Source organism: Lysobacter avium, assembly GCF_015209745.1.
GTDB lineage: Bacteria > Pseudomonadota > Gammaproteobacteria > Xanthomonadales > Xanthomonadaceae > Novilysobacter > Novilysobacter avium.
The window spans coordinates 2652061-2671242 of record NZ_CP063657.1; the positions used below are offsets into that span (position 1 = coordinate 2652061).

The following is a 19182-nucleotide window of genomic DNA, read 5'->3' on the forward strand; positions in this document are numbered from 1 at the left end:
ACCGCTGGTGGATGAAGGGTCGCTAGTGTAACCAAGCCGGCCGGCGGCGAGCGCGCGGCCTGGAGTCGGCGTCAGTCGAGCACGCCCGGCTGCGCCTGGCCATCGCGGACGAACGGGAACTTCACCACGCGCAGAGGCACTTCCTTGCCACGGATGTCGACGCGCACGTTGCCCGCGCGGCCCTGCGCGATCTCGCCCGCCGGCACCCGGGCGAAGGCGATGCCCTTGCCCAGGGTCGGCGAAAAAGTCCCCGAAAGGATCTCGCCGTCGCCCAGATCGGTGAGCACTTTCTGGCCGTGCCGGAGCACGCCGCGATCGTCCATCACCAGGGCGATCATCTGCCATCCGGCACCGTCGCGGTGTTGGCGCTCGATGACGTCGCGGCCGATGAAATCACGGCCTTCGTCCAGGCTCACCGTCCAGCCGAGCGCGGCCTGATAAGGCGTGACGTCCTCGTCCATGTCCTGCCCGTAGAGATTCATCCCCGCCTCCAGGCGCAGGGTGTCGCGCGCGCCCAAGCCCGCCGGTTTGACGCCGGCATCCAGCAACGCCTGCCAGGTGGACACCGTCGCCGACTCGGGCAGGACCAGCTCGAAGCCGTCCTCGCCGGTGTAGCCGGTCCGCGCGATGAAGATGTCGGTGCAATCGCTGCCGCGGGTCTGGGTGAAGGAGAACTTGGGCAGCTTGCCGATGCGCTCGCGCTCGGCGGGATCCAGCAGTTCGATGACCCTGTCGCGCGCCTGCGGTCCCTGCACCGCGATCAGGCCGAAGTCGGCGCGCTCGTCGACGCTGACATCGAAGGCCTTGGCGTGGCGTTCAATCCAGGCCAGGTCCTTGTCGCGGGTGGACGCGTTGGAGACCAGGCGGAAGAAGTCCTCGGCGATGAAGTAGATGATCAGGTCGTCGATCACGCCACCGCGCTCGTTGAGCATGCAGGTGTAGAGCGCCTTACCCGGCTTCTTCAGCTTGTCGATCGAGTTGGCCATCAGCAGCCGCAGCAGCTCGCGGGTGCGCGGGCCGCGCAGGTCGATGACCGTCATGTGGCTGACGTCGAACATCCCGGCGGACTGGCGCACCAGATGGTGCTCGTCGATCTGCGATCCGTAGTGGATCGGCATGTCCCAGCCGCCGAAGTCGACCATCTTGGCGCCAAGCGCTCGGTGATGGGCGTTGAGGACGGTGTGCTGCGGGGCCTTGGTGGGGGTCATGGTCGATCCTGGCAGGAATGATCCGGCCATTATCCCAGACAGCACGGCTGCCACGGGGCACCGGCGTACGGTGGCCGTGGCCGCGCGCGAAACGCGGCGCCTATTCCGCGATCTGCACCCGCAGCGTCATGCCTTCGCTGCCGACCACGCGCACCCTCGTGCCGGCGGGGAGCTCCGGCCCGGTCACGTCCCAGTACGCATCGGCGATCTGGACCCGGCCGCGCCCCTGCACGATGTCCGTGTGCAGGGTGGCCACATGGCCGACCAGCGCATCGGCGCGGCGGTTGAGGCTGGGCCGGTCACTCTGGCGGCCGCGACCGCGGAAGCGGGTGCGATAGATCTGGATGGAGATCACGCTGAGCACGACGAACGCCACCGCCTGCGAGAGCAGCGAGAGGTCGAACAGCAGCAGCAGCACGAACACCGCCGCGGCGGCGACGCCGAGCCAGAGCAGGAAGGCGCCGGGTATCAGTGTCTCCGCGGCGATCAGCACCAGCGCGACCACCGCCCATGTGACCGCCTGCCAATCCCAGTGCATGGCTCAGCGTCCGATCCGGGGCGCTGCGGACGCGGCGCCGGGTTGCGCGCCCAGCGCGTCCTTGGCCAGCTCGGCGATGCCGGCCAGCGAGCCGATCACGCCGGCCGATTCCATCGGCATCAGCACGAACTTCTGGTTGGGCGCCTCGGCCAGCGCCTTGAACGCCTCGATGTACTTCTGGGCGACGAAATAGTTGATCGCCTGCACGTTGCCGTTGGCGATCGCGTTGGACACCATCTCGGTTGCCTTCGCCTCGGCCTCGGCCAGCCGCTCGCGCGCTTCGGCTTCGCGGAAGGCGGCTTCCTTCTCGCCCTCGGCGTGCAGGATCGCGCCCTGCTTCTGGCCCTCGGCCTTGAGGATCTCGGCCTGGCGGAAGCCCTCGGCCTCCAGGATGTTGGCGCGCTTCTCGCGCTCGGCCTTCATCTGCCGCGCCATGGCATCAACCAGGTCGCGCGGAGGCGCGATGTCCTTGAGCTCGATGCGGTTGACCTTCAGGCCCCACGGGTGAGTCGCCTGGTCCACGGCCACCAGCACCTTGGCGTTGATCTCGTCGCGCCGCGACAGCGATTCGTCCAAGTCCATCGAACCGATCGAGGTGCGGATGTTGGTCATCACCAGGCTGAGCGTGGCGATCTCCAGCTGGGCGACCTCGTAGGCGGCCTTGGCGGCGTCCAGGACCTGGAAATAGACCACGCCATCGACCTTGACCACGGCGTTGTCCTTGGTGATGACATCCTGGCTGGGCACGTCGAGCACCTGCTCCATCATGTTGATCTTGCGTCCGATGCTCTGGTAGATCGGGATCAGGAAATGCAGGCCGGGCGAGAGCGTGTGGGTGTATTTACCGAAGGCCTCCACGGTCCATTCGTAGCCCTGTGGAACCATGCGCACGGCCTTGAACACGACCACCACGAAAACCACCAGCAGCACCACCGCCAAGCCCGATCCCAGATTCATCCCTGCATCCCCTTCAGTGAGAACGCGAGTATAGACACGCGCCGGCGCCAATCGCGCGGCGCGCGGTCCGCGCCGCATTGGGTCGTTGGCAGGCGCGTCGGCGTCAGTTCGCTACCACGCGGATCTTGTGCCAGCAGGCTTCCTCCAGCGTCTCCAGCACCTCGAGCGCCTGCAGGTTCTGCAGCAACTGATCCACGCTGGTTGCTCCCAGGATCACGCTGGACACGTGCGGGTTGCGCAGGCACCAGGCGATCGCCAGCGGCGCGGGGGCTACTCCAAACTCACGGGCCAGGCTGGTGAATTCGCGCGCGCGCTCGATCCGGCGCTGCTCGGGGTCGCCGATGACGAAGCCCCGCAACCAGCTGATGGCCGGGTCGGCCAGCCGGCTCTGCTCGGGGATGCCGTCGTTGTACTTGCCGGTGAGCAGGCCCGATGCCAGCGGCGACCACACCGTCGCACCCATTCCGTATTCGGCATACAGCGGCGCGTACTCGAGTTCGACGCGCTCGCGGTGCAGCAGGTTGTACTGCGGCTGCTCCATCGTCGGCGCGACCAGATGGTTCTGCCGCGCCACCTTGTGCGCTTCGCGGATCTGCCCCACCGACCATTCCGAGGTGCCCCAGTAGAGCACCTTGCCCTGGCGCACCAGCGCGTCCATCGCCCACACGGTTTCCTCCACCGGTGTATCGGGGTCGGGGCGGTGGCAGTAAAACAGGTCCAGATAGTCGACCCGCAGCCGGCGCAGGGCGGCGTGGCAGGCGTCGGTCACGTGCTTGCGCGACAGCCCGCGCTGGGTCGGCCGCGGATCTTCGTTCGCGCCGAAGAACACCTTGCTCGACACGCAATAGCCGTCGCGCGGCAGGCGCAGGTCGGCGATGACGTCGCCCATCAGCGATTCGGCCACGCCGTGCCCGTAGCCCTCGGCGTTGTCGAAGAAGTTGATGCCGTTGTCCCAGGCCGCCGCGATCAGCTTGCGCGCGGTCGTTCGTCCCACCTGGCCGCCGAAGGTCACCCAGGCGCCGAACGACAGCGCTGACAACTGCAGGCCGGATGAACCGAGGCGACGGTATTGCATGGTGGCTCCTTGCTGGATGGCGCGGGGGCGCATGCCCGCAGTGTAAGCGCCGGCATCGCCAACCGCGGTGGGCTCGCTGCATTCCCGCTTGCCGGCTAGACTGTCCGCGCTGTTCCTCCGGGGAGTAGCTCGTCTGCGCACTGCGCAGAAGCACGCATCAACATACTTGGCCCGCCGGCCATGGTGCATGCGGCCCGCGCCCAGTCGCGCAGGCTGAGCGAGACCGAAGGCAGGTTTGCGCGAACAACCCATGCTGGCCACCGGCCATCGGGGCCGGGCCGCGCGGCCTGCTTTCGCCTCGCCGCCCGGCCCCTTGCAGAATCCATGATTGATGCGCTTCCGTTTTCGACCGCACTGATTTCCACCGCCACCGTTGCCTTGGCGGAAATCGGCGACAAGACCCAACTGCTGGCCCTGCTGCTGGCCGCGCGATTCCGCCGGCCGTGGCCGATCATCGCCGGCATCGCCGTGGCGACGGTGCTCAACCATGCCGTAGCCGCCTGGGCCGGCAGCGCGGTAGCCGTCTGGCTGCAGCCGGACGTGCTGCGCTGGGTGGTCGCCGCCAGCTTCATCCTGGTGGCGCTGTGGACCCTGAAGCCCGACACCCTGGACGAGGAGACCCCGATTGCCACGCGCAGCGCCTTCATGGCCAGCACGGTGGCGTTCTTCATCGCCGAGATCGGTGACAAGACCCAGATCGCCACGGTGCTGCTCGCCGCCAGATACGTGCCGCTGTGGGAAGTGGTGGTCGGCACCACGTTGGGCATGCTGCTGGCGAATGTTCCGGTGGTGCTGCTCGGCAGCCGCTTTGCCAACCGCTTGCCGTTGACCGCCGCGCGCAGGACAGCCGCGGCGGTGTTCCTGTTGATCGGGTTGTGGGTGGCACTGCGCGGCCTCGGCTGAACACGACGCGGCGCGCGCTATCCTCACCCTTCAGGCCGGGGGAAGCGCGATGGATGGCAACCGCAGTATCGGCGCGATGGTGGGCACGGTGCTTTCGCGGCCGGACGAGATCATGCTCGCCGCCGGCGCGTCGGGTGAGTTGCTGGTCGCGCGTCTGCGGCTGGTATTGACCGCTTCCCTCCTGCTGCTGCCGCTGGCCAACACACTGGCTGGCGGCGAGAAGGGCGAGAGCCTGATCGGCTTCGGTGCCGCCATCGTCGTCAACGTCTTTGCGATGTTGTGGTTGCTTCTCGCCCACCGCTCCCGGCACTACCGCTGGCTGCCGTTTGCCACCGCAGCCTTTGATGTCACGGCCACCACCTCGGTGCTGGCCTTGCTCGGGTCGCAGCATCTCTCGGCAGCGCTCAATTCGATGGTGGTCTGGTGCCTGTACGTGCTGGCGATCCTGATGACCGCGCTGCGCAGCGACGGCCGCATCACCCTGTTTGCCGGCCTCCTGGCGCTGCTGCAGTACGGCGCGCTCAACGCGGCCGTGTTTGCGATCGCCTCACCGGAGCAGTTGGTCTCGCCCGAATACGGCGCGGTCACCCGGGCCACCCAGATCCAGCGCCTGATCCTGCTGGCCCTCACCACCGCGCTCACGGCCACCATCGTCTATCGCATGCAGCGCCTGGTGCACATGTCCGGCATCGACGGCCTGACCCGCCTGCCCAACCGGACCTGGTTGATGCACCGCATGCCGCGGCTGCTCGAAGCCGCGCACGACCAGGGCCTCAGCCTGAGCCTGGCGCTGATCGACCTGGACAACTTCAAGGCGATCAATGCCGAGGTTGGCCATCGCATGGGTGACCGCGTGCTGTGCCACCTTGCCCGCGTCCTCCAGGATGGGCTGGAGGAAGACGAGTGGCTGGTCCGCCTCGGCGGCCAGGAGCTGGTCGTGGTGATGCCGCTGCCGGTGGGCGCGGCCTGGGAGCGCATGGAGGCGCTGCGGCGGCGGGTGGCCGCCCACCCGTTCGATCCGGGCACGGTCAACGACGAACCGATCCGGGTGACGCTGAGCGCGGGTATCGCGGCAAGCCCGCAAGACGGACGCGACACCTCGCATCTGCTGGGTCGCGCCGACCGCCGCCTGAAGATCGCCAAGCGCGAGGGACGCAACCGCGTGGTCGTCCGCGACGACTGAGCGGGCGCTTCACTACGTCGCCGATTGCCACTACGCTGCCCGATTGCCGCGCGACGCCGCCGCGCACCCCGAGGAAGAGAACCGGTGAGCCTGAAACTCCGACTGATCCTGCTGAACTTTCTGCAATTCTTCATCTGGGGCTCGTGGCTGCTGACCATCGGTGCCTACTGGTTCCAGAACAAGGGCTGGTCGGGCACCGGCTTTGGCGCGATCTTCTCGACCATGGGCATCGCCTCGCTGTTCATGCCCTCGCTGATGGGGATCGTCGCCGACAAGTGGATCAACGCCGAGCGCCTGTACGGCATCCTCCACTTGTGCGGCGCGGCGGTGCTGTTTTACCTGCCACAGGTGGACAATCCACAGACGATGTTCTGGGTGATGCTGCTGTGCATGCTGTTCTATATGCCAACCATCGCGCTGGCGATCACGGTGGCCTACAACGCGCTGATCGTGGATGGCCGCGACGTGGTCAACGACTACCCGCCGATCCGGGTCTGGGGGACGATCGGTTTCATCGTCGCGCTGTGGACGGTCAGCCTGCTGCAGCTGGAGCAATCGGCCGCGCAGTTCTACGTCGCCGCGGGTGCGTCGCTGGTGCTGGGCCTGTACGCCTTCACCCTGCCCAAGTGTCCGCCCAAGCTGGGCAAGGGTGAGAAGCGCAGCCTGGTCGACGTGCTGGGGCTGACCTCGTTCCGCCTGTTCCGCGACCGCAACATGGCGGTGTTCTTCGTCTTCGCGATGCTGCTGGGCGCGGCGCCGCAGCTGACCAACGCCTACGGCGACACCTTCCTGCACGACTTCGCCAACGATGAGCGCTTTTCCGGCCTGCTGGCGGTGCGCTACCCGGCCATCATCATGTCGATCTCGCAGGCCTCCGAGGCGCTGTTCATCCTGACCATCCCGTTTTTCCTGAAGCGATTCGGGATCAAGGCGGTGATGACGATGAGCATGCTGGCCTGGTTCCTGCGCTTCGGGCTGTTCGCCTACGGCGATCCGGGCCCGGGCCTGTGGATGATCGTGCTGTCGTGCATCGTCTATGGCATGGCCTTCGACTTCTTCAACATTTCCGGCTCGCTGTTCGTGGAGAGCCAGAGCGATCCGAAGATCCGCGCCAGCGCGCAGGGCCTTTTCATGATGATGACCAACGGCTTCGGCGCCGTGCTGGGCAGCGTGCTCAGCGGCTACATCATCGAGCACTTCTTCACCTATCCCGACCAGAGCAAGAACTGGCACGGCATCTGGATGACGTTCGCCTTGTACTCGCTGACCCTGGCGGTGCTGTTCGTGCCGCTGTTCAAGCACAGGCACACCCGCGGCCCGGCGGCCGAGCGCGCTGCCGCCCGTCTCGGTGTCTGAGGACGCCGCGATGGACACGGCCGTGCCCGCGCAGGTGGTGGTGATCGGGTCGTTCAACATCGACCACGTGTGGGCGCTGCCCGCGTTGCCACAGGTCGGCCAGACGCTGGTCGGCGAGTACCACACCGGGCCGGGCGGCAAGGGCTTCAACCAGGCCACCGCCTGCGCGCGGGCCGGCGCCGCCACCGCGTTCGTGTGCTCGCTGGGATCCGACGCGGGCGGCCAGGTAGCACGCGAACTGGCCGATGCGGACGAGATCGCGCTGCACGTGCAGGCCAGCGATGCGCCCACCGGCACGGCCGGCATCTACGTCGACGCGCACGGCCGCAATACCATTGTCATCGGCGCGGGCGCGAACGCCTCGCTGGACGCCGACTTCATCGGGGAGCAGTCAACGGCGCTGGAGGGCGCGGCGGTGGTGATCGCCCAGCTGGAATCACCCGCCGCGGCGGTGGAAGCCGGATTCCGCCTCGCCCGCGATGCCGGCGCTACAACGGTGCTTAACCCGGCGCCGGCGGACGCTGTCCCAAGCGCCGCGCTGCTGGCATTGAGCGACGTCATTACCCCCAACGAGACCGAGTTCTGCGCGCAACTGCAGCGCCAGCAGGGTAGGCAACTTGCCGCCGATGCGGTCGCCGCGCTGGATGATGCGCAGTTGCACCGGTATTGCCGCGCCCTGCTGCCCGCCGGCAGCGTGGTCATCACCCTGGGCGCGGCGGGCTGTTTCGTCTCCCACCCGGAGGATCAGTGCCGCGGCGACGACGACGCGCATTACCGCGTCGCCGCCTCGCCGGCGAAGGCGATCGACACCACCGGCGCGGGCGATGCGTTCAACGGCGCACTGGTCGCGTCGATGGCGCAGTTCCCGGCGCGCGCGTTTTCGCGCCATGTCGCCTTCGCGACAGCGTACGCAGGCCGCGCCACCGAACGGCGCGGCGCAGCGGCGGCCATGCCCCGGCAGTCGCCACCGGCGGACTGACTTCGGCGCAAGGCCGACCTTCGGCGCAGCGGTAGAATGGCGCGATGCAGATCGGCGCTTACACGATCGACCCCAAAGTGATCCTGGCACCGATGGCCGGGGTCACCGACAAGCCGTTCCGGGTGCTGTGCAAGCGGCTGGGCGCGGGGCTGTGCGTGTCGGAGATGACCACCTCGGATCCGCGTTTCTGGACGACCAGCAAGTCGCTGCACCGGATGGACCACGCCGGTGAGCCGGCGCCGATCAGCGTGCAGATCGCCGGCACCGTGCCGGCGGTCATGGCCGACGCGGCGCGCCACAACGTCGACCAGGGCGCGCAGATCATCGACATCAACATGGGCTGCCCGGCGAAGAAGGTCTGCAACACGTGGGCCGGCTCGGCGCTGATGCGCGAGCCGGCGCTGGTGGCGGCGATCCTCGAGGCCGTGGTCAGCGCGGTGGACGTGCCGGTGACCCTGAAGATCCGCACCGGCTGGGCGGCCAACCACCGCAACGCGCTGGAGATCGCCCGCATCGCCGAGTCGGCCGGCATCGCCGCGCTGGCGGTGCACGGGCGCACCCGCGACCAGCAATACAAAGGGCTGGCCGAGTACGACACGATTGCCGAGGTCAAGGCCGCGCTGTCGATCCCGGTCATGGCCAACGGCGACATCGACTCGCCGCTCAAGGCCGCGGAGGTGCTGCGCTACACGGGATGCGACGCGGTGCTGGTCGGCCGCGCCGCGCAGGGCCGGCCGTGGATCCTGCGCGAGATCGCCCACTACCTGGCATCCGGCGAGCTGCTGCCGTCGCCGGGCCTGGGCGAGGTGCGCGACGTGCTGCTGGAGCATCTGCACGATCTGCACGCCTTCTATGGCGAGCGCTCCGGCGTGCGCATCGCGCGCAAGCACCTGGGCTGGTACGCCAAGGATCACCCGGAAAACGCGGCCTTCCGCGCCGTGGTCAACCGCGCCGAGAGCGCCGAGCTCCAGCTACGGCTGACCCGCGGCTACTTCGATGCGCTGATTGCAGGCGTGCCACCGGAACTTTGTGCAGCCGCGTGAGCCGTGCACCTTGACTGGCATTAACGGCGGGCAAACCCGCGCCCGGAGCTGGTGCGCCTTTACGGCGATGCCTGTATGATTCGCACCCATCCCTCTATCCGAATGCAAGGATATAGCCCTGATGTCCAGCTACCTTTTTACCTCCGAGTCGGTCTCCGAAGGCCACCCGGACAAAGTCGCCGACCAGATTTCCGATGCGGTGCTCGATGCGATCCTGACCCAGGACAAGCGCGCCCGCGTGGCCTGCGAGACCATGGTCAAGACGGGCGTGGCGATTGTCGCCGGCGAGATCACTACCTCGGCCTGGATCGATCTGGAGGAGCTGACCCGCAAGGTCATCGTCGACATCGGCTATAACAGCTCGGAAGTCGGTTTTGACGGCGCGACCTGCGGCGTCCTCAACCTGATCGGCAAGCAATCGCTGGACATCGCCGCGGGGGTGGATGGCAACGACAAGAAGCTGAAGAAGCCTGAGGAGCAAGGTGCCGGCGACCAGGGCCTGATGTTCGGCTACGCGTGCAACGAGGCGCCCGAGTTCATGCCTGCGCCGATCTATTACAGCCACCGGCTGGTCGAGCAACAGGCGAAGATGCGCAAGAAGCGCAACTCCCCGATGCCCTGGCTGCGCCCCGACGCAAAGAGCCAGGTCACCCTGCGCTACGACAATGCGGGCCAGATCGCCGGCCTGGATGCGGTGGTGCTCTCGACCCAGCACGACCCGGGCATCAAGCAGAAGGATCTTATCGAGGCCGTGCGCGAGCATATCCTCAAGCCGGTCCTGCCCAAGGAGTGGCTGGACACGCTGCCCAAGAACAAGATCCACATCAACCCGACCGGCATCTTCGTGATCGGCGGCCCGGTGGGCGACTGCGGCCTGACCGGGCGCAAGATCATCGTCGATACCTACGGCGGCATGGCCCGTCACGGCGGCGGTGCGTTCTCGGGCAAGGACCCGTCCAAGGTCGATCGCTCGGCGGCGTATGCGGCACGCTACGTGGCCAAGAACATCGTCGCTGCCGGACTGGCCGACAAGTGCGAAGTGCAGTTGTCGTATGCCATCGGCGTGGCCGAGCCGACCTCGATTTCGGTGACGACCTTCGGTACTGGCAAGCTCAGCGACGACAAGATCGAGCTGCTGATCCGCAAGCACTTCGACCTGCGCCCGTACGGCATCGTCAAGATGCTCGACCTCATCCATCCGGTCTACCAGTCCACCACAGCCTACGGCCACTTCGGTCGCAAGCCCAAGGTGGTCAAGTACAGGGACTCCGATGGGGCCGAGCACGAGGCGACGGCGTTCTCCTGGGAGAAGACCGATCGGGCTGAAGACCTGCGCAAGGCTGGCAAGCTGAACTAGCAGCCAGCCAACTCAACCCGCACTCTCCAAACAGAACGGACCGCATTGCGGTCCGTTTTTTTATGTCCGATGAACCCGAAGACTCCCGCGATGCCTGACGATCCAGACGTATCCGTACTGTCCGGGATCGCTGCCGGCAGCGCCTGTGCAGCGAGGAGCGGGGCGGGAAGTGACCGGGATCTCAATTTCGCGCACTTTGCGGCAAGTGACAGTCGACGTCACATAGTGACGCACTGCAGCATCGTGTCCGGACCAATGTGCGGGAGCCCTTTGGCCATGCATGTCGCGGCGATTTACTTGGAGGAACGGAACGAAATCCGGCGATTTTGCTGTTCACCACACAGTCATTTTTATGCTATCGCTATAGCCGACGTGGTCAGTGGGATAACGATCACGTGCCTCCTGATCGCATCCCATGCTTGATGCCAACCAAGGACATCGGGCGTGTGGTGTGACTGACGATTGGACAGACGCAATCGTCCGACCTGCGATCCGGGAGGCAGAGTTTACGGGGGGCCACCGCGGTGAGCGCGGGCTCCGAGAACCTGATGCCCCAACGAGAGAAGATCATCCATGCCCGTCTCTAAGACACCCAACAGCGCCGTTGCATCCGCCAACTCCGACCGACACTCACTTACCCGTCGCGCCCCACTCTACGTCGCTCTCGCCACCGTCCTGGCGATGAGCTCGGCCGGGGTCATGGCCGCGGAAACCTGCAAGACCACCGATCCGGCGAACGGCTCGGTCGCCAACGGCGCCGAGGCTCTTGCCTGCGGCGAGGGCAGCGTCGCCAGCCGCAAGGGCGCCACGGCCATTGGCGCCTACAGCAGCGCGACGGGCAAAGAGGCGACCGCGGTAGGAAACAACGCAAGTGCATCGCGCGCTTCCGCAACGGCACTGGGTGCCAACGCCACGGCAAGTTCAAAGGGCGCCACGGCAGTCGGCGCATCGGCGGAAGCCAGTGGCAGCGACTCGATCGCCACCGGCGATTCGGCCTACGCCGAAGGCGCGGGCAGCAGCGCGGTCGGCAGTGGCAGTTACGCTGGCGGAGATGAATCCACGGCGGTCGGGTATCTGGCCGAAGCCACTGCGGACAACAGCGTCGCATTGGGAGCCAACTCCCTGGCGGATCGTGCAAATACCGTGTCTGTCGGATCTGCCGGCAACGAGCGCCAGATCACCAACGTCGCCGCTGGTATCGAAGGCACCGACGCGGTGAACCTGGATCAGTTGGACGCGGTGGCTGCGGTCGCGGAAGAAACCGACCGGCACTTCAAGGCCACCGGCGACAGCGAGGCGATCGTGGATGGCGAGGACGCGGTTGCCGCAGGCAGCAACGCTTATGCCGGCGCCGACTACGCCACTGCCGTGGGCGCCAGCAGCAGCGCGTTTGGTGAAGGTGCCTCTGCTTTCGGCAGCGGCGCATTCGCATCCGGGGATTACGCCACCGCCAGCGGCTACAACGCCACCGCCACCGGCACCGACAGCCTTGCCAGCGGCAGTGGCAGCCAGGCAGCGGGTGACGACAGCACCGCCGTCGGCTCCGGCGCGGCCGCGCTTGAGGTCGGCAGCACCGCCATGGGCGCGGATGCGCAGGCTTCCGGCGCCTATGCGACCGCCAGCGGCACCGAGTCGGTCGCCTCCGGCGGCCAGGCGACCGCCAACGGCTTCCGCAGCGAAGCGGACGGCGATGGCAGCAGCGCGATCGGCGGCTATTCCAGCGCCACGGGCTTCCTTTCCTCGGCGATCGGTTACAGCACCGACGCTTCGGGTGACTACGCCACCGCCGTCGGCGTCGGCGCCGCCGCAGCCGGGACGAGCAGCACAGCCGTCGGCGAATCGGCCGACGCTTCCGGCCTGGAAAGCACCGCCGTGGGCGGTACCGCTTACGGGTTCTTCGCCACCGAGGCCACCGGCGACGGCAGCGCGGCGTTTGGTAATGGCGCCTGGGCCAGCGGCGATGAGAGCACCTCATTGGGCTGGATGAGCAGCGCCGATGGCGCCGGCTCCACCGCCGTGGGCGCCGCATCCTGGGCTGCCGAGGACGACTCCACTGCACTGGGCTACGGCGCCAACGCCGATGCAGCCAACAGCGTTGCGCTCGGTGCCGGTTCGGTGGCCGATCGCGAAAACAGCGTGTCCGTGGGTGAGGTCGGCGGCGAGCGCCAGATCACCAACGTCGCCGCCGGTACCGAGGGCACCGATGCGGTGAACCTGGACCAGCTCGACGCGGTTGCGGCCGTTGCGGACGAGACGAACAAATACTTCAAGGCGACCGGCAGCGACGACAGCGATGCTGGCTCCTACGCGGATGGAGATGACGCCACCGCCGCCGGCGAAGCCGCCAATGCTATCGGCGATGGCGCTTCCGCCTTCGGTGCCGGCGCCAACGCCATTGCGAACGGTGCCACTGCCGCGGGCTACAACTCGCTGGCACTTGGCGAGGACAGCACCGCCGTCGGCTCCGGCGCGGCCGCGCTTGAAGTCGGCAGCACCGCGATGGGCGCGGATGCAGAAGCCTCCGGTGCCTACGCCACCGCCAGCGGCACCGAAGCGGTCGCCTCCGGCGGCCAGGCGACCGCCAACGGCTTCCGCAGCGAGGCCAGCGGTGACGGCAGCAGCGCGATCGGTGGCTACTCCAGCGCCTCGGGCTTCCTGTCCTCGGCAATTGGTTACGGCACCGATGCTTCCGGTGACTACGCCACCGCTGTGGGCGTGGGCGCTGCGGCCGCGGGCGCGAGCAGCACTGCCGTCGGTGAATCGGCCGATGCTTCCGGCCTGGAAAGCACCGCCGTGGGCGGTACCGCTTACGGGTTCTTCGCCACCGAAGCCACCGGCGACGGCAGCGCCGCGTTCGGTAACGGCGCATGGGCCAGCGGCGATGAGAGCACCTCGCTGGGCTGGATGAGCAGCGCCGATGGCGCCGGCTCCACCGCCGTGGGCGCCGCATCCTGGGCCGCGGAAGACGACTCCACCGCGCTGGGCTACGGCGCCTACGCCGATGCAGCCAACAGCGTCGCGCTCGGTGCCGGTTCGGTGGCCGATCGCGAAAACAGCGTGTCCGTGGGTGAGGTCGGCGGCGAGCGCCAGATCACCAACGTCGCCGCCGGTACCGAGGGCACCGATGCGGTGAACCTGGACCAGCTCAACGAGGTGGCCGGTGTCGCCGACGAGACCAACCGCCTGTTCAAGGCCAGCGGTGACGGTGAAGCGATCGTGGATGGGGAGGACGCGGTCGCGGCAGGCAGCGATGCCTACGCCGGCGCCGACTACGCCACCGCGGTTGGCTCCAGCAGCAGCGCGTTCGGCGAAGGGTCTTCCGCGTTCGGCAGCGGCGCATTCGCATCCGGCGATTACGCCACCGCCAGCGGCTACAGCGCGACGGCGACTGGCGACGACAGCATCGCCAGCGGCAGCCACAGCCAAGCCAACGGCACCTCCAGCGTGGCGGTCGGCGGACGCCGCGCGATGCTGGATGACGACGGCAATCCGGTCCTGGATGGCGACGGCAACCCCGTCTACACCAACACCGTCGCTACGGCGGACGACAGCACCGCGATCGGTGCCGGTGCCAACGCGTCCGAGACCGGCGCCACGGCGCTGGGCGCAGGCGCCGACGCATCGGGTGCCTACGCCACCGCCAGCGGCACCGAAGCGGTCGCATCGGGCACCCAGGCCACCGCCAACGGCTTCCGCAGCGAGGCCAGCGGCGACGGCAGCAGCGTCATGGGTGGCTACTCCAGCGCCTCCGGCTTCCTGTCCTCCGCCCTCGGCTACGGCGCAGAGGCCAGCAGCGACTACGCGACTGCGGTGGGCGCCACGGCATCCGCCAGCGGTGCCGACAGCACCGCGGTGGGCAGCGCCAGCATCGCCAGCGGCACCAACAGTGTCGCCGTCGGTGGGGCCCTGTTTGGAATCCTTGCTTCCGAGGCCTCGGGTGATTACTCCACTGCCGTCGGCGGCGGCGCCTGGGCACCGGGCTACAGCAGCACGGCGCTGGGCAACGCGGCGATGGCCACCGCCGACAACAGCGTCGCCCTGGGCGCCGACTCGTACGCCGACCGGGAGAACTCCGTCTCGGTGGGCGATGTAGGCAACGAGCGCCAGATCACCAACGTCGCTGCCGGTACCGAGGACAACGATGCGGTGAACCTGGGCCAGCTCAACGCCATCGCCGGAGTCGCCACGGAAACCAACAAGTACTTCAAGGCCAGCGGTGAGCTTGAAGCGACCGTTGACGGCGAGGACGCGGTGGCGGCGGGCAGTGACGCCTACGCCGGCGCCGACTACGCCACCGCGGTCGGCTCCAGCAGCAGCGCCTTTGGCGAGGGTGCCTCTGCGTTCGGCAGCGGCGCATTTGCATCTGGTGACTACGCCACCGCCAGCGGCTACAACGCAACCGCGAGCGGCACGGACAGCATCGCCAGCGGCAGCAGCAGCCAAGCCACCGGCAACTCCAGCGTGGCGGTCGGCGGACGCCGCGCGGTGATGGATGACGATGGCAACCCGGTGCTCGATGGCGATGGGAATCCCCTCTACACCAACACCGTGGCATCGGCCGACGACAGCACCGCGATCGGTGCAGGTGCCAACGCGTCCGAGACCGGCGCCACGGCGCTGGGCGCAGGCGCCGACGCATCGGGTGCCTACGCCACCGCCAGCGGCACCGAAGCGGTCGCCTCCGGCGGCCAGGCGACCGCCAACGGCTTCCGCAGCGAGGCCAGCGGTGACGGCAGCAGCGCGATCGGTGGCTACTCCAGCGCCTCGGGCTTCCTGTCCTCGGCAATTGGTTACGGCACCGATGCTTCCGGTGACTACGCCACCGCTGTGGGCGTGGGCGCTGCGGCCGCGGGCGCGAGCAGCACTGCCGTCGGTGAATCGGCCGATGCTTCCGGCCTGGAAAGCACCGCCGTGGGCGGTACCGCTTACGGGTTCTTCGCCACCGAAGCCACCGGCGACGGCAGCGCCGCGTTCGGTAACGGCGCATGGGCCAGCGGCGATGAGAGCACCTCGCTGGGCTGGATGAGCAGCGCCGATGGCGCCGGCTCCACCGCCGTGGGCGCCGCATCCTGGGCCGCGGAAGACGACTCCACCGCGCTGGGCTACGGCGCCTACGCCGATGCAGCCAACAGCGTCGCGCTCGGTGCCGGTTCGGTGGCCGATCGCGAAAACAGCGTGTCCGTGGGTGAGGTCGGCGGCGAGCGCCAGATCACCAACGTCGCCGCCGGTACCGAGGGCACCGATGCGGTGAACCTGGACCAGCTCAACGAGGTGGCCGGTGTCGCCGACGAGACCAACCGCCTGTTCAAGGCCAGCGGTGACGGTGAAGCGATCGTGGATGGGGAGGACGCGGTCGCGGCAGGCAGCGATGCCTACGCCGGCGCCGACTACGCCACCGCGGTTGGCTCCAGCAGCAGCGCGTTCGGCGAAGGGTCTTCCGCGTTCGGCAGCGGCGCATTCGCATCCGGCGATTACGCCACCGCCAGCGGCTACAGCGCGACGGCGACTGGCGACGACAGCATCGCCAGCGGCAGCCACAGCCAAGCCAACGGCACCTCCAGCGTGGCGGTCGGCGGACGCCGCGCGATGCTGGATGACGACGGCAATCCGGTCCTGGATGGCGACGGCAACCCCGTCTACACCAACACCGTCGCTACGGCGGACGACAGCACCGCGATCGGTGCCGGTGCCAACGCGTCCGAGACCGGCGCCACGGCGCTGGGCGCAGGCGCCGACGCATCGGGTGCCTACGCCACCGCCAGCGGCACCGAAGCGGTCGCATCGGGCACCCAGGCCACCGCCAACGGCTTCCGCAGCGAGGCCAGCGGCGACGGCAGCAGCGTCATGGGTGGCTACTCCAGCGCCTCCGGCTTCCTGTCCTCCGCCCTCGGCTACGGCGCAGAGGCCAGCAGCGACTACGCGACTGCGGTGGGCGCCACGGCATCCGCCAGCGGTGCCGACAGCACCGCGGTGGGCAGCGCCAGCATCGCCAGCGGCACCAACAGTGTCGCCGTGGGTGGGGCCCTGTTCGGAATCCTTGCCTCCGAGGCATCGGGTGATTACTCCACTGCCGTCGGCGGCGGCGCCTGGGCACCGGGCTACAGCACCACGGCACTGGGCAACGCGGCGATGGCCACCGCCGACAACAGCGTCGCCCTGGGTGCCGACTCGTACGCCGACCGGGAGAACTCCGTCTCGGTGGGCGATGTGGGCAACGAGCGCCAGATCACCAACGTCGCTGCCGGTACCGAGGACAACGATGCGGTGAACCTGGACCAGCTCAATGCCATCGCCGGTGTTGCCGACGAAACCAGTCGCCTGTTCAAGGCTAGCGGTGAAGGCGAGGCCGTCGTCGATGGCGAAGATGCGGTCGCTGCCGGCAGTGATGCCCTGGCCGAGGGTGACTACACGGTCGCACTGGGCGCCAGCAGCACTGCGATCGGCGAAGGTGCCAGCGCGATGGGCTCCGGCGCCACCGCGCTGGGTGATCAAGCCACTGCGAGCGGCTTCAACGCCGTTGCCGCAACCGACGGAGCCAGCGCCTACGGTGCCGGCAGTGCCGCGGCGGGCGAAGCTGCCACGGCAACCGGCGCCTACAGCAGCGCGTCCGGCGAGCTCGCAACCGCGACCGGCTCGGAAAGCGAAGCGTCAGGCTACCTCGCCACGGCAACGGGAGCGGGTTCCGTCGCCAACGGCGATGGCAGTGTGGCAACCGGCGCACTGAGCGAGGCATCGGGCGTTGAATCCACCGCCTCGGGCTTCTACAGCGCAGCCAGCGGCGACGCTGCAACCGCCTTGGGTGCGGAATCCTACGCCAGCGGCGTTGAGTCGGTAGCAGCGGGCTTCCTTGCCGAGGCCAGCGGCGACGTCGCCACGGCAGTCGGTGCGGAATCCATCGCGAGTGGACTGGCATCCGCAGCGGTCGGAGCATTCGCCGAAGCCAGTGGCGACTTCACCACCGCGGTGGGCGCTTTGTCCGCCGCCACCGGCTACAACAGCACCGCGCTCGGCAGTGCCGCCGAGGCCGAGGGTGAGGACGCCACTGCACTGGGTTCCGACAGCCTTGCCGAAGCCGACGGCAGTGTCGCGCTGGGCGCCGGCTCCTACGCGGACCGTGCCGATACGGTCTCGGTTGGCAGCAGCGGCAACGAGCGGCAGATCACGAATGTCGCCGCTGGCAGCATGGACACCGACGCGGCCAACATGGCGCAGATGGGAGCCATGGCCAGCGCCTTGGGCGGCGGCGCCGGGTTCTCCGGCGGCGTGTTCAGCGCACCCAGCTATATGATCCAGGGCACTACCTACGGCAACGTGGGCGATGCCTTCTCCGCCGTGGATGGCCGCTTGACCTCGCTGCAAAACAGCGTTGACAACTTCACCGGACCGCAGGGGCCGGCAGGCCCACAGGGCCCGATGGGCCCGACCGGGCCGACGGGACCGCAGGGTGCGGACGGCGCGACGGGGCCGTCGGGTCCCACTGGACCCACCGGTCCGCAGGGTCCCAAGGGTGACAGCATCGTCGGCGACACCGGCCCACAGGGTCCCCAGGGGCCGACCGGACCGACGGGTCCCACCGGGCCCACCGGTCCGACTGGCCCGCAGGGTCCGCAAGGCCCGCAGGGCCCCAGCGGTAACGGGGTTGCCGATGGGAACTCGCACGGCCTACCGACTGATCCTGTCGGCGTAGGTCAGGGCAAGTCCGGCGGCCTGGCGGTCGGCGAGGGCAGCATCGCCGTCGACGAGAACGACACGGCGATCGGCAACCACGCGATCGTCGGCGCTGCCAACAGCACCGCGCTGGGCAACAACAGCAACGTGGATGCCGCCGCGAGCAATGCGGTGGCCATCGGTGCGGATACGGATGTCACCGCGAGTGGCGGCGCGGCCCTGGGCCAGCGAGCCTCGGTGACGGCGCAGGGCGCGGTTGCCCTCGGCCAGGAATCGGTCGCCGACGAAGCCAACACGGTCTCGGTAGGCTCGGCCACCAATCAGCGCCGGGTCACGAACGTCGCTGCGGGCACCCAGGCCAACGATGCCGCCAATGTCGGCCAGATGCAGGCCGCCAGTGCTGCGACGCTGGATGCATCGCGCAGCTACACCGACACCACCGCCACGCAGACGCTGAACGCGTCGTACAACTACACCGACACCAGCACGACCAACGCGCTGAACTCGGCCAAGGCGTACACCGACCAGCGCATGACCGTCATCACGGACGACTTCAACATGCTCCGCGGTGAAGTGAACGATCGCTTCTACGAGGTCGACAAGCGCTTCGACCAGATGGGCGCGATGAGCGCGGCGATGCTGAACATGGCCACCAGCGCCGCCGGCGTGCGCACCCAGAACCGGGTGGGCGTGGGCGTGGGCGTGCAGGGGGGCCAGGCCGCCCTGTCGCTGGGTTACCAGCGGGCCCTGTCTGACCGCGCCACGGTCACCTTTGGCGGTGCGATGAGCGGTGACGACACCTCTGTCGGCGCCGGTGTCGGTTTCGGCTGGTAAGCGGTGGCGTCGCGGGTTCCGGCCCGCGACGCCAACCTCTGATTTTGTGATTGCCGCTCGTGTTTCAAATCTTTGCTCCTG

The 19182-nt window shown here is 68.3% G+C and carries 11 protein-coding genes and 1 riboswitch; of the genes, 7 read left to right on the plus strand and 4 right to left on the minus strand.

Annotated elements, in window-relative coordinates:
• Nucleotides 1–71: 71 nt before the first annotated feature.
• The 4 genes from gcvT to INQ42_RS11890 all read right to left on the minus strand — a co-directional run bounded on the left by gcvT (nucleotide 72) and on the right by INQ42_RS11890 (nucleotide 3778).
• Nucleotides 72–1208, minus strand: a complete 1137-nt coding sequence (gene gcvT, locus INQ42_RS11875) for a glycine cleavage system aminomethyltransferase GcvT (protein WP_194034453.1) — start codon at nucleotides 1206–1208, stop codon at nucleotides 72–74.
• A 100-nt stretch (nucleotides 1209–1308) separates the two neighbouring features.
• Nucleotides 1309–1746 carry an NfeD family protein gene (locus INQ42_RS11880; RefSeq protein WP_194034454.1) on the minus strand — a complete coding sequence of 146 codons (438 nt, stop codon included), beginning with the start codon at nucleotides 1744–1746 and terminating at the stop codon, nucleotides 1309–1311.
• 3 nt (nucleotides 1747–1749) lie between these two features.
• Nucleotides 1750–2703 carry an SPFH domain-containing protein gene (locus INQ42_RS11885; RefSeq protein ID WP_194034455.1) on the minus strand — a complete coding sequence of 318 codons (954 nt, stop codon included), beginning with the start codon at nucleotides 2701–2703 and terminating at the stop codon, nucleotides 1750–1752.
• A 103-nt stretch (nucleotides 2704–2806) separates the two neighbouring features.
• Nucleotides 2807–3778: a potassium channel beta subunit family protein gene (locus tag INQ42_RS11890; protein ID WP_194034456.1), complete on the minus strand. Its 972-nt coding sequence runs from the start codon at nucleotides 3776–3778 to the stop codon at nucleotides 2807–2809.
• 114 nt (nucleotides 3779–3892) lie between these two features.
• A riboswitch (yybP-ykoY riboswitch) is annotated at nucleotides 3893–3993 on the plus strand.
• 109 nt (nucleotides 3994–4102) lie between these two features.
• Between INQ42_RS11890 and INQ42_RS11895 the strand changes: the two genes are divergently transcribed.
• The 7 genes from INQ42_RS11895 (at nucleotide 4103) to INQ42_RS12960 (ending at nucleotide 19101) form a co-directional block, all read left to right on the plus strand.
• Nucleotides 4103–4681, plus strand: coding sequence for a TMEM165/GDT1 family protein (locus tag INQ42_RS11895; protein WP_194034457.1), 579 nt, complete (start codon nucleotides 4103–4105; stop codon nucleotides 4679–4681).
• Between the two features lie 49 nt (nucleotides 4682–4730).
• Entirely contained in the window at nucleotides 4731–5864 is a 1134-nt protein-coding gene (locus INQ42_RS11900; RefSeq protein WP_194034458.1) for a GGDEF domain-containing protein, read from the plus strand.
• An 84-nt stretch (nucleotides 5865–5948) separates the two neighbouring features.
• Nucleotides 5949–7220, plus strand: a complete 1272-nt coding sequence (locus tag INQ42_RS11905; RefSeq protein WP_194034459.1) for a nucleoside permease — start codon at nucleotides 5949–5951, stop codon at nucleotides 7218–7220.
• A 10-nt stretch (nucleotides 7221–7230) separates the two neighbouring features.
• A complete protein-coding gene (locus INQ42_RS11910) occupies nucleotides 7231–8199 on the plus strand; it encodes a ribokinase (protein WP_194034460.1) in 969 nt (322 codons plus the stop codon).
• A 44-nt stretch (nucleotides 8200–8243) separates the two neighbouring features.
• Nucleotides 8244–9242: a tRNA dihydrouridine synthase DusB gene (gene dusB, locus INQ42_RS11915; RefSeq protein ID WP_194034461.1), complete on the plus strand. Its 999-nt coding sequence runs from the start codon at nucleotides 8244–8246 to the stop codon at nucleotides 9240–9242.
• Nucleotides 9243–9363: 121 nt separating this feature from the next.
• A complete protein-coding gene (gene metK / locus INQ42_RS11920) occupies nucleotides 9364–10599 on the plus strand; it encodes a methionine adenosyltransferase (protein ID WP_194034462.1) in 1236 nt (411 codons plus the stop codon).
• 573 nt (nucleotides 10600–11172) lie between these two features.
• Complete coding sequence (locus INQ42_RS12960; RefSeq protein ID WP_282435695.1) at nucleotides 11173–19101, plus strand: cell surface protein; 7929 nt, start codon at nucleotides 11173–11175, stop codon at nucleotides 19099–19101.
• The last annotated feature ends 81 nt before the right edge of the window (nucleotides 19102–19182 follow it).

Coding starts and splice junctions, on each gene's coding strand:
- INQ42_RS11885 (WP_194034455.1), bottom strand. CDS start 2,703: ATGAATCTGGGATCGGGCTTGGCGGTGGTGCTGCTGGTGGTTTTCGTG.
- INQ42_RS11900 (WP_194034458.1), top strand. CDS start 4,731: ATGGATGGCAACCGCAGTATCGGCGCGATGGTGGGCACGGTGCTTTCG.
- INQ42_RS11910 (WP_194034460.1), top strand. CDS start 7,231: ATGGACACGGCCGTGCCCGCGCAGGTGGTGGTGATCGGGTCGTTCAAC.
- INQ42_RS11880 (WP_194034454.1), bottom strand. CDS start 1,746: ATGCACTGGGATTGGCAGGCGGTCACATGGGCGGTGGTCGCGCTGGTG.
- INQ42_RS11895 (WP_194034457.1), top strand. CDS start 4,103: ATGATTGATGCGCTTCCGTTTTCGACCGCACTGATTTCCACCGCCACC.
- gcvT (WP_194034453.1), bottom strand. CDS start 1,208: ATGACCCCCACCAAGGCCCCGCAGCACACCGTCCTCAACGCCCATCAC.
- metK (WP_194034462.1), top strand. CDS start 9,364: ATGTCCAGCTACCTTTTTACCTCCGAGTCGGTCTCCGAAGGCCACCCG.
- INQ42_RS12960 (WP_282435695.1), top strand. CDS start 11,173: ATGCCCGTCTCTAAGACACCCAACAGCGCCGTTGCATCCGCCAACTCC.
- dusB (WP_194034461.1), top strand. CDS start 8,244: ATGCAGATCGGCGCTTACACGATCGACCCCAAAGTGATCCTGGCACCG.
- INQ42_RS11890 (WP_194034456.1), bottom strand. CDS start 3,778: ATGCAATACCGTCGCCTCGGTTCATCCGGCCTGCAGTTGTCAGCGCTG.